Here is a 14,778-nt window from a genome sequence, read left to right as displayed (position 1 = left end):
CGGCTCAGTGGCCCGCGACCGCGTCGCGCAGACGCGAGAACAACCCGCCTCGGCGGGCGGTGTCCTCGTTGACGATCTCGGCCGAGTCGCCGCCGAGCCGGCGCAGCTGCTCCACGAGATCACGACGCTTGCGGTCCAGCTTCTCGGGGATCACCACCTCCATGTGCACCGTGAGGTCGCCGGCACCGCCGCCGCGGACGCGGGGCATGCCGCGACCCGACAGGGTGACCGTGTGCCCGGGCTGGATGCCGGCCGGGATGTCGATCTCGAGGTCGTCGCCCACCACGGTCTCCAGGTCCACCCTGCCACCGAGGATGGCGTCCACCACCGGGACGCGAACCGTGCAGTGCAGGTCCTCCCCGTCCCGGACGAACACCGGGTGGGTGCGCTCGTTGACCTCGATGTAGAGGTCACCGGCGGGACCACCACCGGGGCCGACCTCGCCCTGACCGGCCAGTCGGATCCGCATCCCGCCGCCTACGCCGGCGGGGATCTTGGCCGAGACGGTGCGACGCTTGCGGACGCGCCCCTGGCCGGTGCAGTCGCCACACGGATCGGTGATGATCTCGCCGGTGCCCGCGCAGGTGGGGCACGGGCGGCTGGTCATGATGTTGCCCAACAGGGAGCGCTGGACCGACTGGATCTCACCCTGCCCCTGACACATTCCGCACTTCGCGGGCGGCGCGTCGCTCTTCGACCCCTTGCCGTGGCAGGTCTCACAGAGGACGGCCGTGTCGACCTGGATCTCCTTGGTGACGCCGGTGGCGCACTCCGCCAGGGTCAGGTTCACGCGGATCAGCGCGTCGGAGCCCGGTTGCACACGGCTCCGGGGACCACGTCCGCCACCGCCCCCGCCGCCGCCGAAGAACGCCTCGAACACGTCGCCCAGGCCACCACCGCTGCCGAACCCTCCGCCTCCGAAGCCGCCGCCGTATCCGCCTCCGGGCGACGAGTCGAGGGGATCGCCGCCCATGTCCACGACGCGTCGCTTCTCGGGGTCCGTGAGGACCTCGTACATCGCGGTGATCTCGGTGAACCGCTCACGCGCCTCGTCCGACGGGTTGACGTCGGGGTGCAGCTCGCGGGCGAGCTTGCGGTAGGCGCGCTTGATCTCGGACTCCGAGGCACCCCGATCGACCCCGAGGGTCCCGTAGTAGTCGCGTGACACGTGTCGCCTTTCGTCAAGTGAAATTGGTCAAGTGGAAGAACTGGTCCCGGGTGAGGCTACGGGCGTCAGTGCCCGGACAGGATCTCGCCCACGTAGTGGGCAACAGCGGCGACCGAGGCGATTGTTCCCGGGTAGTCCATCCTCGTGGGCCCGAGCACCCCCATCCCGCCGAGCATCTGGCGCTCGGAGCCGTACACGGAGGACACCACCGACGCGCCGCGGATCTCCGCCGCCCGGGTCTCCTCGCCGATCTGGACGGTGACCCCGCCGGGGCCTCCCATCCCCACGGACTGGGCCGCCGAGAGCAACCGCAGGATCACGACCTGCTCCTCCAACGCCTCGAGGACCGACCTGAGGGATCCGTCGAAGTCGGCCGCACTACGGGTGAGGTTGGCGGTTCCTCCCAGGACGATGCGGTCGTCCGGCTGCTCCACCAGTGTCTCCACCAGTACCGTCACGCACCGCTCCGCGGCGTCGCGGTAGTCGGGGCGGGCGCGTTCCGGCGTGGCGGTCAGCGCCTTCGATGCCTCACTGAGGCGCTTGTCCGCCACCGCCTCCGAGAGGAGGGTCCGGAGTTCGGACAGATCGCCGTCCGTCAGCGGGGCGGCCAGCTCGACGGTCCGCTGGTCCACGCGGCCGGTGTCCGTGATCAACACCAACAACAGTCGGGTGGGGGCCAGGCTCACCACCTCGAGGTGGCGCACGGTGCAACTGCCCAGGACCGGGTACTGGACCACGGCGACCTGGCGGGTGAGCTGGGACAGCAACCTCACCGCCCGCCGGAGGACGTCGTCCAGGTCGACCGCGCCCTCGAGGAACGCCTGGATAGCGCGTCGCTGGGCGCGCGACAGCGGCGTGATCTCCTCGATCGAATCGACGAAGTGGCGGTAGCCCTTCTCCGTGGGGATCCGGCCGGAACTGGTGTGGGGCTGGACGATGAAGCCCTCCGCCTCGAGCACCGCCATGTCGTTGCGGATCGTCGCGCTGGACACCCCCAGGGAATGGCGGTCGACCAGTGTCTTGGAGCCGACCGGCTCGTGCGAGGCGATGTAGTCGGAGACGATCGCACGAAGGACGTCGGTCCTGCGATCGGCCGTGCTCGACATCGGATCCTCCTCCTCGCGCCCTGGGTACTGACGATTCTAGGCCAGCGGTTCTACAGGAGGACGTCGCGCACGACACCGTCCGCCAGCAACCTGCCCGACTCCGTCAGCGCGTACCCGGGGCCGTCGGCCCCGTCCGAGGGCCGGCGCCGCAGCAGACCCGCCTCCACCTGGAGGTCCGCCCGCTCTCTCTCCTCCGCCGTGAACGCCCCGTCGGGGAGCCCCTCGGCCAGCCGCAGGCCGGTCATGATCCGCTCGAGGTGCCGGTCGGCGTCGTGGAGCCGCTCCCCGCCCTCCACCGGCAGGTCCCCGGAGTCGCAGGCCGCGGCGTACCGGGCCGGGTGACGCAGGTTCCACCACCGGGCACCGGCGACGTGGGAGTGTGCGCCGGGCCCGATCCCCCACCAGTCACCACCGCGCCAGTACCCCATGTTGTGGCGGCAGTATCCCGCCTCGTCGGTCGCAAAGTTGGAGACCTCGTACCAGTGGAAGCCCGACCGTGACAGTCGCTCCGCCACCTGCTCGTAGCGGTCGGCCAGCACGTCGTCGACGGTCCCGGGCAGCTCTCCCCGCCGGATCCTCCGGGCCAGGGCGGTGCCGTCCTCGACGATGAGCGAATAGGCGGACACGTGGTCCACACCTGCGTCGACCACGGCGTCGAGGGTGCGGGCGAGGTCGTCGTCGGTCTCCCCCGGAGTCCCGTAGATCACGTCGAGGTTGACGTGGTCGAACCCTGCGCGGGTCGCCTCGGCCACCGCCTCCTGTGGGCGGCCCGGGGTGTGGGCACGGTCCAGTACGCGCAGGACATGCGCCGCTGTGGACTGCATCCCCAGCGAGATCCGGGTGAACCCGCCCTCGCGGAGTCGTTCGAAGAACTCCGGCGAGGTGGACTCGGGGTTGCTCTCGGTGGTCACCTCGGCGCCGGGCGTGAGGCCGAACGTCGACCGGATGCGCTCGAGCATCCCCACCAGGACCTCGGCCCCCACCAGAGACGGTGTCCCGCCGCCGACGAAGACCGTGTCGACCGTCGGCGGGGTACCCGACCCGGCCAGGACCGACGCGGCCCGCTCGATCTCCAGTGCAGCGGCGCGCTCCCAGTCGGCGGGCGAGGTCGCGGACCCGAGTTCGCCGGCCGTGTAGGTGTTGAAGTCGCAGTAGCCACACCGGGAGGCACAGAACGGGACGTGGAGGTAGATGCCGAACGGTGCCCGCGGGTCGCGCGGCGGCGGGGAGAGGGCGAGGCCGGTTGGATCGGTGACCCCGGTCGTCACGCCTGACCGGATGCGCGGTCGCTCCCGGTCTCACCGCCCCCCGGCTCGGAGGTCGCCGCTGAATAGGCCGGAACCGAGGTGGCCGGCGCACTGTAGGTCGGCGTGGCGACGTCGGAGGCCGGCTCGGTACCTGGTGCAGGCTCGGCCGCGGGCGCGTTGTCTGGTCTGGTCACGGAGCCCACAGTGCCGGATGCCGGGCCTTCGGGGCCTCCGACGGGGGTGGCGACGGGAGCGCTGTACGTCGGTGTGGCGGGCGCGGTGTCGGGGTCGGTGTCGGGCGCAGGGGTGGGTGCCTCGGCGGATCCGGGGGTGGGCGTACGTGAGGAGACGGGCTTGGATCCCGTCGGCTTGCTCGCGGTCTTCCGGGCCGGAGCCTTCCGGGCCGGAGCCTTCTTGGCAGTGGCCTTCTTCTGGGCCGGGGGCTTCTTCTGGGCCGGGGGCTTCTTCTGGGCCGGGGGCTTCGCGGCGGACGGCTTCGTCTGGGCGGCGGTCTTCTTCGCGGACGGCTTCGTCTCGCTCGACGTCGTCGTGGCTGCGGTCTTCTTGGCGGGGCTCTTCTTGGCGGGGCTCTTCTTGGCCGCAGCCTGTTTCGCGGAGGGCTTCGTCTCGGCCGCAGTCTTCGTGGCCGCAGTCTTCGTGGCTGCGGTCTTCGTGGCTGCGGTCTTCCTGGCGGGGCTCTTCTTGGCCGCGGTCTTTTTGGCGGCCGTCGTCTCAGCCGGCGGCGTCGTGGCGGCGGCTTCGGCCACGCCGGTCGAGCTTCCGGAGGTCTCGGCCAGCTCCGTCGACGTGCTCGGGAGCTCCGCCAGCTCGGTCGACATGGCCGGAGCCTTCTTCGCCGGGGCCTTCTTCGCGGGCGCCTTCTTGGCCGGCGCCTTCTTCGCGGGCGCCTTCTTCGCGGGCGCCTTCGTCGCCGGAGCCTTCGTCGCGGTTCCCGCTTCGTCAGAAGACTCTGTGGCGGCGGCCCCCTTGCGTCCCGACGACTGGCGACCCGCCTTCTTCAAGTCCTTCCGCAACTGCGCCAACTCGGCCGCGGACATCCGCTCCGCGGTGGGGGCTCCGCTCGCCTCGCGTTCCTCGGCGGCGGCGACGAACACCTCCATGGCCTCATCCACCGCCCTCGCCAGGGGCCAGGGGTCGGGAACGAGGTCCTTGCAGGCGATGAACCCGAAGTGCAGCTCCCCGTCCAGTGACATCACCGTGCAGTTGAGTCCGGCGCCGTGGAAGACCGGGCCCATCGGCAGCATCTTCGTGACCCGGGCTCCGAGGAAGTAGAGGGGGATGTTGGGTCCGGGCACGTTGGAGATGATGAGGTTGTGCACCACCGGGTGGCGCTCGGAGAGCCTCAGACGCGAGTACATCCGGACCGCGGAACCGAACACCGACGGCGCGGCGAACTGCGCCCAGTCGGTCAGGAGATTGGCGTCGAGCGCGTCGGTATGGTCCTTGGCCACGGTGTTGGCGTCCCGGATCGACTCGAGCCGCTCGACCGGGTCGTCGATGTCCGTGGCCAGCGACATGAACATGCCCGACACCCGGTTGGTACCGGGGCGCGACTCCGCGGAGTGCACGGACATCGGGACCATCGCGATGAGGGGCTTCGGCGGCAGTTCGTCCAGGTCATCGAGGTACGTGCGCAGGGCGGTCGAGCAGAGGGCCAGCACGACGTCGTTGACGGTGGTGCCGAAGGCGTTCTTGATCCGCTTGATCTGATCCAGGTCCACACTCGCGTACGAGATGGACCGATGCCCCGTGATGGTGCGGTTGAACGGCGTGCGGGGCGCGGTGAACGGCGCCGGCATGGCGAGTCCCTTGCGGGCCCTGTTGATCCACGACGGCAGGACCCCCAGGGTTCCCGGGAGCAGCGAGGCAAGCCGCCACGGCGTGGCCAGTCGGGACAACGCGCCACCCACGGCCAGTTCGAGGGCTCCCGACCCGCCCGCGGTCTCCTCCACCAGTTCCTGGTCGAGCGATGGATCGTCCGGGGTGAGCGAGCACAGCTGAGACATCATGTTGGCACCCGTGACGCCGTCGACTGTCGAGTGGTGCATCTTGGCGAAGACGGCGAACCGACCGTCGGGCAACCCCTCGATGACATACATCTGCCACAGCGGCATCGACCGGTCGATCGGCTGGCTGGCCAGGTGGCCGCAGAGCTCCGCGAGCACCTCGTCCCCGCCCGGTTCCGGGAGGCCCACCCGGTGCAGATGGTGGTCGATGTTGAAGTCCTCGGCCTCGACCCAGACCGGGTGGTCGATGTTCAGCAGCGAGTCGTGCAGCTTGCGCCGGAAGCCGGGCATCCCGGTGACCCGGCGGGCCAGTTCGGCCCGGAGCGCGTCGAACGAATATCCACCGTTCATCTCGGATCCGTCGAGCACTATCAGGCCGCACACGTGCAGGAGCTGGGCTCTGGTCTCGAAGTAGAGAAAGCTGGCGTCAAGTCCACTCAGGCGCTGCATGGAGGGAGTGTACGTCCGTAGTCCGGCCCGCAGAGTGGGTTCCGCGGACCGCTTCTCCTCAGAATACGTCGAGGAGGAGCCACGCGATCACGACGAGCGCGATCAGCAGGATCAGGGCGAGAGTCACACGCGACCGGGGCATCAGAGGACCTCCTTCCCGGTGTCGGCGTCCCCGGAGGCGACCAGCCCCCGGAACCGGTGCACGAGCACATCCGCCACACGCTCGACGCCCACTGCGACCAGGAAGAAGAGCGGGACTCCCGCGGCGAGCATGATGAACACCTGAAGCGGGAACGGCAGGGTGGCGAGCCAGAGTTCGACCCTGTCCCAGAACTCGAGGAATGCCGTCACGGATCGATCCTACGACCGCCCGGCGGCAGCGACCTCGCGGCCGCCCACCACCGAACTGTCGAGGCCTCGGCGACGGAGCAGAGCCGACGGACTCGGGTCCGACCCGCGCATGGCGCGGTAGGCGTCGAGGAAGTCGATCGCTCCGCCCCGCGACAGCACCTCACGACGCATCGCCTCACCCGAGGAACGCTGCAGTCCCCCATGTTCGGCGAACCACTCGGCGGCGTCCGCGTCGAGGACCTCCGCCCAGAAGTACGAGTAGTAGGCGGCCGAGTACCCGCCGGCGAAGATGTGCTGGAAGTACCGTGATCGGTACCTGGGTTCCACGCCGGGGACGTCGAGCCCCGCGTCCGCCAGCACCCTCGCCTCGAACTCGTCCACGTCGGTGACCGCCTCGGCCTCCTCTAGCGTGAGCGAGTGCCAGGCCAGGTCGAGCAGGGCGGCGGCGAGGTACTCGACGGTCGCCTGCCCCTCGCCGAAGCGTTCGGCCTCCCGCATGCGCGCGACGAGGTCCTGACCGATCGTCTCCCCGGACTCCACGTGGCGGGCGTATCGCGCGAGCATCTCCGGTCGGCGCGCCCACATCTCGTTGACCTGCGAGGGGAACTCGACGAAGTCCCGGGGCACCGAGGTACCCGAGAACACCGGGTACTCCACATCCGACAGCAGGCCGTGCAGGGCGTGCCCGAACTCGTGGAACATCGTGGTGACCTCGTCCATGGTGAGCAGCTTCGGCTCACCGGCCGCGGGGCGGGACAGGTTCATGACGTTGACGACGACGGGCCGCGAGTCCAGGAGCCGGGACTGGTCGCGGAACGAGCTCATCCAGGCCCCGCCCCGCTTGGTCGGGCGGGCGTAGTAGTCGAGGAGCAGTAGACCGATCCCGGCGTCGGGCTGGCTCCGCTGGTCGTCGAAGACCTCGATCACGCGGACGTCCGGCAGGAATCCGCGCAGGTCCGGCCGCTCGACGAAGCGCAGGCCGTAGAGCTCGGAGGCCGAGTACATGACCGCGTCACGGAGCACCCGTTCGAGCTCGAAGTACGGCCGGACGCGAGCGTCGTCCACCTGGTAGCGGTCGGCGCGCAGCCGCTCGGACTCCCAGGCCCAGTCGGCCGGGTTCAACTCGCGGTCCTCTCCGCCGAGCAGGTCCTTGGCCTCGTTGCGGGCATTGGTGACAGCGGCGTCGACCACGTCGAGCAGCAGACCTCGTGCCGCGTCGGGCGAACCGGCCGTCTCCACGGCGAGGACGTGCTCGGCGTGGCAGCCCAGGCCCAGCAGTTGCGCACGCTCGGCGCGGAGCCGGACTATCTCCAGGACGATCGGGGAGTTGTCGTGATCCGGGGTCGACCCCCGTCGCAGCGAGGCCTCCATGACGCGCCGCCGGAGGCCCTGGTGGTCCAGCCACGCCGAGATCGGCTGAACCGTGGGCAGGCCCAGGGGAATGAGCCACCCGTCCCGGCCCGCCTCCGCAGCGGTGGCGGCGAGCGTCGACAGCATGGATGCCGGCAGGCCCGCGAGCTCGGCCTCCTCGGTCACGGGGACGGCGAGCTCGGCGGTGGAGGCGAGCAGGTTCTCGCCGAACGCGGTGGTCAGTTCGGCCAGCCGGGTGTCGATGGCCGTCAGCCGAGCGCGGCCGGAGTCGTCGAGCGCCGCACCCGCACGGATCAGATCGCGGTGGTGCCGGCGGATCAGACGGTCGGTCTCGTCGTCGACCTCCAGCTCCCCCGCCTCCAACGCCGAATGGACGGCGTCGACACGTGAGTAGAGACCCGGGTCGGTCATGACGGCCGAGCCGTGCGCGGCCAGCAGTGGCGAGACCACCCGGTCCACGTCGAGCCGGGCGGGGGTCGCATCCGGACCGAGGAGTCCGTAGAACACCGACAGCACACGGTGGAGCGCCTGGCCCGACTGTTCGAGGGCGATGACCGTGTTGTGGACGGTCGGCGACTCCGGGTTGGCCACGATGGCCGCGACCTCGGCCGCGTGGTCGTCGATCGCCGTCCGGATAGCCGGCTCCAGGTCCGCCTCGTCGATCGCCGCGAAGTCGGGCAGTCCGTACGGCAGCGGCGACTCGTCGAGCAGCGGGTGGCGGCGGGGTTCGGAGGTCGGGAGGGTCATGGGGGCGAGTCTACGTCTGCCCCCCGGCCGGCCTCACGTCCACTGGACCACCGTGTCCCACGCCAGCTTGACCGCCAGGATGCCGATGACCACCAGGAACACCACGCGGATGAACTCGTTGCCGTGCCGCATCGCCATCCGCGCGCCGATGTAGCCACCGGTGAGGTTGGCCACCGCCATACAGCCACCGATGATCCACAGCACCTCGCCGTGGATGCCGAACACCAGGATCGAGGCGACGTTGGTGGTGAGGTTGGCGAGCTTGGCCGCCACGGTGCCCTGGAGGAAGCCGAAGCCCAGGAACGCGACTATCGCGATCACGAAGAAGGACCCGGTGCCCGGGCCCAGCACCCCGTCGTAGAACCCGATCAGCACACCGATCAGCGCCGAGCGCCAGGTCCGCGCCCAGCCCGTGTACCGGTCCTCGTGGGTGCGCCCCATGGTGGGGCGGAACCAGGTGTAGGCACCGACGGCGACCACCGCCACCAGCACGACGGGCGTGAGCAGGTCCCTGGGGATGAACCGGGCCACCGAGGAGCCCGCGGCTGATCCCGCGAACGCGGCCACCACGAGCGGGAGCACCATCCCGACCGGCACCCTGATCTTGCGGAGGTAGGTGAGGGAGGCGACCAGCGTCCCCGCGACCGAGGAGAGCTTGTTGGTTCCGAGGATCTCGGGGGTCGAGGCGTCCGCGGGCAGCGCGATGACGAGCGCCGGGAGCTGGATGAGCCCGCCCCCGCCGACCACCGAGTCGACCCAGCCCGCGACGAACGCCGCCAGCACGAGCGAGACGAGGACCCACAGGGAGATTCCGAGGGCCGGGGACGCGGCCAGACCCGCGAGCGACTGAGGCATGCCCACAACTGTGCTGTAATTGGTTTGTGTATATCAACCCTTACGGGGCCGATCCGGTGACACTGGCCGCCGACCTGGCGGGCCGCCGCCCCCGCACCACCCGTGAACTGGTGGACCGCTGCCGGGAGTCGGGTGTGACCATCGACCGGGACGCCTCCGACGCGGACCTGGACGAGGTGCTGACGTTCCTCGACGACTGGCTCGTCGTCGTCGACACCACCGACCCCCGCGGGCGGGCCGACGCGCTCAACGCCCTGCTCGCCGAACACTCGGCTCCGCCGCGACTCACCGACCACGACGGCCACTGGCACGTGCACTACCGCGCCGACGACGTCTCGTTCGCCCGCCTGCTCACCGCCATGTTCTCGGTGGGCACCGCACTTCACCTGACCTCGCGCGGCATCGACCGGCTGGCGAGGTGCGCGGCCGACGACTGCGAGGACGTCTTCGCCGACACCACCCGAAACGGGCGCAAGCGGTACTGCTCGACCCGCTGCACCAACCGGTCCGCCGTACGGCGTCACAGGGCGAGGAACTGAGCGCGCGGGACCGAGGGCACCCCGGCGCCCGCCCGGCTACTTCCTGCCCCCGACCTACTTCTTGACCGCGTCCTACTCCTTGACCGCGTCCTACTTCTTGTCCGCGCTCGAGTCCGCGGACAGCGCGGCCACGAAGGCCTCCTGGGGCACGTCCACTCGACCGATCGACTTCATGCGCTTCTTGCCCTCCTTCTGCTTCTCGAGCAGCTTGCGCTTGCGGCTGATGTCGCCGCCGTAGCACTTGGAGAGCACGTCCTTGCGGATGGCGCGGATGTTCTCGCGGGAGATGATCTTCGCGCCGATCGCCGCCTGGATGGGCACCTCGTACTGCTGGCGCGGGATCAGCTCCTTGAGCTTGCCCGTCATCTTGTTGCCGTAGGCCTGCGCGTAGTCCCGGTGCACGATCGCGGAGAACGCGTCCACGGCCTCGCCCTGCAACAGGATGTCGACCTTGACCAGGTCGGACGCCTGCTCGCCGGCCTCCTCGTAGTCCATCGACGCGTAGCCCTTGGTGCGGGACTTGAGCGAGTCGAAGAAGTCGAAGATGATCTCGCCCATAGGCATGACGTACCGCAGCTCGACGCGGGTCTCGGACAGGTAGTCCATGCCCTTCATCTCGCCGCGCTTGGACTGACACAACTCCATGGTCGTGCCCACGTACTCACTCGGCACGATGATCGTGGTCTTGACGATCGGCTCGAAGATCTCGCGATGCTTGCCCTCGGGCCAGTACGACGGGTTGGTGACCTGGTGCTCGGTGCCGTCCTCCGCGACCACTCGGTACACCACGTTCGGCGCGGTGGAGATCAGGTCGAGGTTGAACTCGCGCTCCAACCGGTCCCGGGTGATCTCCATGTGCAGCAGACCCAGGAAACCGCAGCGGAAGCCGAAGCCCAGCGCGACCGAGGTCTCCGGTTCGTAGTCCAGCGAGGCGTCGTTGAGCTGGAGCTTGTCCAGGGCGTCGCGCAGCACCGGGTAGTCGGATCCGTCGATCGGGTACAGCCCCGAGAACACCATCGGGTTGGGTTCCTTGTACCCGGCCAGCGGGTCCTCCGCGCCACCCCGGGCACTCGTCACCGTGTCGCCGACCTTGGACTGACGGACGTCCTTGACCCCGGTGATGAGGTACCCGACCTCGCCGGGGCCGAGCCCCTTGGTGGCCTTGGGCTCGGGCGAGATGATCCCGACCTCGAGCGCCTCGTGGGTGGAGCCCGTCGACATCATCTTGACCTTCTCGCGCGGCCTGAGCGAACCGTCGACGACGCGCACGTAGGTGACGACACCGCGGTAGGTGTCGTAGACCGAGTCAAAGATCATCGCGCGCGCCGGGGCGTCGTGGTCACCCACGGGCGCCGGGATCACGTCACACACCTTGTCCAGGAGTTCCTCGACGCCCGCGCCCGTCTTGCCGGAGACCCGCAGGACCTCGTCCGGCTCGCAGCCGATGATGTGGGAGATCTCCTCGGCGAACCGCTCCGGGTCCGCCGCCGGCAGGTCGATCTTGTTGAGCACCGGGATGATCTCGAGGTCGTTCTCCATGGCCAGGTACAGGTTGGCCAGGGTCTGCGCCTCGATGCCCTGCGCGGCGTCCACCAGGAGGATCGCCCCCTCACACGCCTCGAGCGCGCGGGAGACCTCGTAGGTGAAGTCCACGTGGCCCGGGGTGTCGATCATGTGCAGCACGATCTCCTCGCCCTCGTGGGCACCGGAGCGCGGCACCCACGGCAGGCGGACGTTCTGCGCCTTGATGGTGATGCCGCGTTCGCGTTCGATGTCCATGCGGTCGAGGTACTGGGCTCGCATGAGCCTCTCCTCGACCACACCGGTCAGCTGCAGCATCCGGTCGGCAAGCGTCGACTTGCCGTGGTCGATGTGCGCGATGATGCAGAAGTTCCTGATCCTGGCTGGATCGGTGAACGTCGTCTCTGCGAAGTTGGGAATCTCGATCACTCCTCGGGCGGGCCCGGGCGTGGCGGGGTGCGGTCCGACCGGGCGATCACCCCATTGTCACACGCGCGGACCCGGGATACGCATCACGTACCGGCCCGTGGGGATCGCATCGACCGCGCCGTCGTCCAGGAACCGGGCGGTCGAGGCGGTCATGGCCTGGATGTTGGCACTCATCCGCTCGTCGCTGCCCCGGGAGTCGAAGAACACCCCGAGGTCTCGGGTGGCCTCGATCGGGAACACCTCCTCGACGATCCCCGCGATCTCCGGCGCGCCCTCGGTCAGTGCGCGGACCACCACGTGCTGGGTGTACCCGGTGGTGGACTGTGTCTCGATCGCCACCGGCGTGTGCTCCTCGAGCCAGATGCGCAGCCACTCGTCGCGGTCCATCCGCCCGGGCCGTCGCAGGAAGGCCAGGTTGGTCATCCCGGGGCACCTTCCGTCCTCCCCCGGGCCCGGGGCGGGTAGCGGCTCCGATTCGGTCACCGACCACGCGGAGACCGGGCCGAGTCCGCGCACGGCGTCGAGAAGGTCGGCGCACGCCGTGCCCGAGGCCGCCGGCACCCGTGCGCGGACGGCCGCGAGGACCGGCAGCGGGGTCACCTGCACGTCGATCATCGCGCCCGCCACCGCGTCGTCACGGACGTTCACCACGTACTCGGTCACCTCCAGGTCCGCGAGCGGGCCGTCGACCGCCCGGGCGATCTCCGACCGCAACGCGGCCCCGTCGGGCACGGCCCGTTCCGGGTCGTCCGACCACACCACCGCGAAGATCATGTCCATGAACCGGGATCCTAGATGCCGTTACCCTGGCGGACATGGCGATCAACTGGGCCCGGATGGGTCGCACCGCGGCTCGGATGAGCCGCAAGTACGGACCGACGGTGGCTCTCGAGGTGCGTCGGCGCCTCGAGGATCGGGGGATCTCCCCCGCCGCGCCGCGTGACGCCGTCGGCGCGGGCCGGCCCACCACGTCCGGGACCGTGCCCACGTCGAGCCGCGCGAGGACCCTCTCCTACGCGCCCGACCTCGACGGTCACGCCGACCCCGGCGAGATCGTGTGGACCTGGGTGGAGTTCGAGGAGGCCGACGGACGCGGGAAGGACCGTCCGGTCCTGGTGGTGGGCCGCGACGGGGAACGTCTGCTCGGCCTGCAGCTCTCCTCACAGGACAAGCGGGACGACGACGAGGGGTGGCTGGGGCTCGGCAGCGGACCGTGGGACCCGGAGGGCCGACCGAGCTGGGTCCGCCTGGACCGGGTGCTGGACGTACCCGAGAAGGGGATCCGACGCGAGGGCGCCATCTGCCCCCGCTCGACGTTCGAGCAGGTCGCGGACCGCCTGCGCTCGGACTACGGCTGGCGCTGACGCCGGTGGTCGCGGGCCGCGGGCCGGGGAGCAGACCGGGAGTGCGCCGCCTCGTCACGCGTTTTGGCTGGTGCCGCCGCCGCTGGTAAAGTAGGTCGTCGGTGTCCACCGGATCGCGCGACGCGTGTCCGAACGGACTAGAGACATGACATCAGATCGACCGGATCCTCTGAGGAACCGTCGACACACGACCAAAGGTGTGACCAGTGGCCAACATCAAGTCCCAGAAGAAGCGCAACCTCACCAACGAGCGCAACCGCCTCCGCAACCAGTCGACCAAGTCGGCTCTGCGCTCCGCCATCCGCAGCCTGCGTGAGGCCACCGAGGCCGGCGACAAGGCCAAGGCCGGTGCCCTCCTCGTGGCGACCTCGCGTCAGCTCGACAAGGCCGCCACCAAGGGTGTCATCCACCAGAACCAGGCAGCCAACAAGAAGTCGTCGCTCGCCAAGGCCGTCAACGCGCTCTGAGGCGACCCGCTCCTTTCTGCGAGGAGCACAGCCCCGCGGCCATGACCGCCGCGACGAGGCTCCGAGGGCCCACCCCCGCACTGTTCGAGTGCGCGTGGTGGGCCCTCGTCGCGTTCTACGTGGCACCCGCCAGTGATCCCACCTCGCGCACCGCCCGCTCGAGTGCGTAGGAGGTATCTTCGGCCTGCCCCTTGACCTCGCCGTTCAGGCGGGCGACCACCTGGAGGGCGCTCCCGAGGGTGTCGATGGACCAGTACCGTGTCTGCGCGGTGACCTTCTTTACCTTCCACGGAGGCAGGCCCTGCCGGGCCAGTTCGGCAGGCGGGGTGCCCCGCTGCGTACCCACCATGGCGATCGAGTTCACGGCGTCCGCGAGGGCGTCCGCCAAAACGACGTGCGGAACCCCCGTGTGCATGGCCCATTCGAGCGCCTCGATGGCGCCGGCCACATCCCCGGTGACCGCGCGCTCGGCCACGGTGAATCCGCTCACTCCCACCACACCGGAGTGGTAGCGGCGCACCGCTTCGACATCCACCTTGCCCCCGGTGTCGGCCACCAGCTGGCCGCACGCCGACGCCAGCTGTCGCAGGTCCGTGCCCACCGCCTCGACCAGGGCCTCACACGCCTCCGGGGCCACCCGGACATCGAGGCCCCGGAACTCCGAGCGCACGAACCCCACCACGTCCATGTGGCGGGAGAGCTTGCCGGCCGCATGCTCCTGCGCACCGGCCTTACGCAGATCCGGCACGAGCGTCTTGGCCCGGCCCCCGCCCGTGTGCTGGACCACCATGACCGTCTGGTCCGGCAGGTCGACGGCGGCCCCCATCACCGCCGCCTGGGCGTCCTTGCCCAGTTCGGCAGCCCCCGTGATCACCACGATCCGGGCCTCGCCGAACAGGGACGGCGAGAGCAGCTCGAACAGCTGGGGCGCACCGACCTCCGGCCCACCCAGGCGGGAGACCACGGGCGGATCCTCCCCCTCGGGTGCCGCGGCCCGCACGGCCGCCACGACCCCGGAGGTGGCGCGCTCGGTGAGGAACTCGTCCTCGCCCAGGACGAGATGCAGGGTGGCGGGTGCAGAGCCTGGTGCCATGTGCGCTCCTCGTCGTGGTCTTCGATCTCGTTCTCGTCGTCGT

12 protein-coding genes and 1 pseudogene are annotated in these 14,778 nt (G+C 70.0%); 3 read left to right on the top strand and 10 right to left on the bottom strand.

Annotated elements, in window-relative coordinates; translation table 11 throughout:
* Positions 1 to 4: 4 nt before the first annotated feature.
* From dnaJ to A6048_RS05825, 7 genes and pseudogenes are all read right to left on the bottom strand, one after another.
* Complete coding sequence (gene dnaJ / locus A6048_RS05855) at positions 5 to 1,168, bottom strand: molecular chaperone DnaJ (protein ID WP_107748204.1); 1,164 nt, start codon at positions 1,166 to 1,168, stop codon at positions 5 to 7.
* A gap of 65 nt (positions 1,169 to 1,233) precedes the next feature.
* Positions 1,234 to 2,274, bottom strand: coding sequence for a heat-inducible transcriptional repressor HrcA (gene hrcA / locus A6048_RS05850; RefSeq protein WP_107748203.1), 1,041 nt, complete (start codon positions 2,272 to 2,274; stop codon positions 1,234 to 1,236).
* Between the two features lie 50 nt (positions 2,275 to 2,324).
* Positions 2,325 to 3,542, bottom strand: coding sequence for a radical SAM family heme chaperone HemW (gene hemW / locus A6048_RS05845; protein ID WP_107748202.1), 1,218 nt, complete (start codon positions 3,540 to 3,542; stop codon positions 2,325 to 2,327).
* A 1,094-nt stretch (positions 3,543 to 4,636) separates the two neighbouring features.
* A pseudogene (locus A6048_RS18850) lies at positions 4,637 to 5,998 on the bottom strand (WS/DGAT/MGAT family O-acyltransferase); the annotation flags it as partial.
* Between the two features lie 141 nt (positions 5,999 to 6,139).
* Positions 6,140 to 6,349 (bottom strand): hypothetical protein, encoded by a 210-nt coding sequence (locus A6048_RS05835; protein WP_107748201.1) that lies wholly within the window; start codon positions 6,347 to 6,349, stop codon positions 6,140 to 6,142.
* A 9-nt stretch (positions 6,350 to 6,358) separates the two neighbouring features.
* Positions 6,359 to 8,467 carry a M3 family metallopeptidase gene (locus A6048_RS05830; RefSeq protein ID WP_107748200.1) on the bottom strand — a complete coding sequence of 703 codons (2,109 nt, stop codon included), beginning with the start codon at positions 8,465 to 8,467 and terminating at the stop codon, positions 6,359 to 6,361.
* A 33-nt stretch (positions 8,468 to 8,500) separates the two neighbouring features.
* Positions 8,501 to 9,322, bottom strand: coding sequence for a TSUP family transporter (locus A6048_RS05825; protein ID WP_107748199.1), 822 nt, complete (start codon positions 9,320 to 9,322; stop codon positions 8,501 to 8,503).
* A 26-nt stretch (positions 9,323 to 9,348) separates the two neighbouring features.
* Here A6048_RS05825 and A6048_RS05820 point away from each other — a divergent pair, with 26 nt between their 5' ends.
* On the top strand, positions 9,349 to 9,861 hold the full coding sequence (locus A6048_RS05820; RefSeq protein WP_107748198.1) for a CGNR zinc finger domain-containing protein: 513 nt from the start codon (positions 9,349 to 9,351) through the stop codon (positions 9,859 to 9,861).
* A gap of 90 nt (positions 9,862 to 9,951) precedes the next feature.
* On the opposite strand, the gene lepA is transcribed toward A6048_RS05820, so the two are convergent.
* Together lepA and A6048_RS05810 are read right to left on the bottom strand one after the other, a co-directional pair.
* The gene (gene lepA, locus A6048_RS05815) at positions 9,952 to 11,811 is read right to left on the bottom strand and encodes a translation elongation factor 4 (protein WP_107748197.1); all 1,860 of its coding nucleotides are present in this window, start codon (positions 11,809 to 11,811) and stop codon (positions 9,952 to 9,954) included.
* A gap of 57 nt (positions 11,812 to 11,868) precedes the next feature.
* The gene (locus A6048_RS05810; protein WP_107748196.1) at positions 11,869 to 12,591 is read right to left on the bottom strand and encodes an EthD domain-containing protein; all 723 of its coding nucleotides are present in this window, start codon (positions 12,589 to 12,591) and stop codon (positions 11,869 to 11,871) included.
* A gap of 35 nt (positions 12,592 to 12,626) precedes the next feature.
* Here A6048_RS05810 and A6048_RS05805 point away from each other — a divergent pair, with 35 nt between their 5' ends.
* Positions 12,627 to 13,175 (top strand): type II toxin-antitoxin system PemK/MazF family toxin, encoded by a 549-nt coding sequence (locus tag A6048_RS05805; RefSeq protein ID WP_107748195.1) that lies wholly within the window; start codon positions 12,627 to 12,629, stop codon positions 13,173 to 13,175.
* A gap of 206 nt (positions 13,176 to 13,381) precedes the next feature.
* Positions 13,382 to 13,642: a 30S ribosomal protein S20 gene (gene rpsT, locus A6048_RS05800; RefSeq protein ID WP_107748194.1), complete on the top strand. Its 261-nt coding sequence runs from the start codon at positions 13,382 to 13,384 to the stop codon at positions 13,640 to 13,642.
* A gap of 115 nt (positions 13,643 to 13,757) precedes the next feature.
* Here rpsT and holA read toward each other — a convergent pair whose 3' ends face one another.
* Positions 13,758 to 14,735 (bottom strand): DNA polymerase III subunit delta, encoded by a 978-nt coding sequence (holA, locus tag A6048_RS05795; RefSeq protein ID WP_107748193.1) that lies wholly within the window; start codon positions 14,733 to 14,735, stop codon positions 13,758 to 13,760.
* Between the last annotated feature and the right edge of the window lie 43 nt (positions 14,736 to 14,778).

Source organism: Dietzia psychralcaliphila (genome assembly GCF_003096095.1).
Taxonomy (GTDB): domain Bacteria; phylum Actinomycetota; class Actinomycetes; order Mycobacteriales; family Mycobacteriaceae; genus Dietzia; species Dietzia psychralcaliphila.
This window is presented reverse-complemented; position numbering and strand designations above follow the sequence as displayed.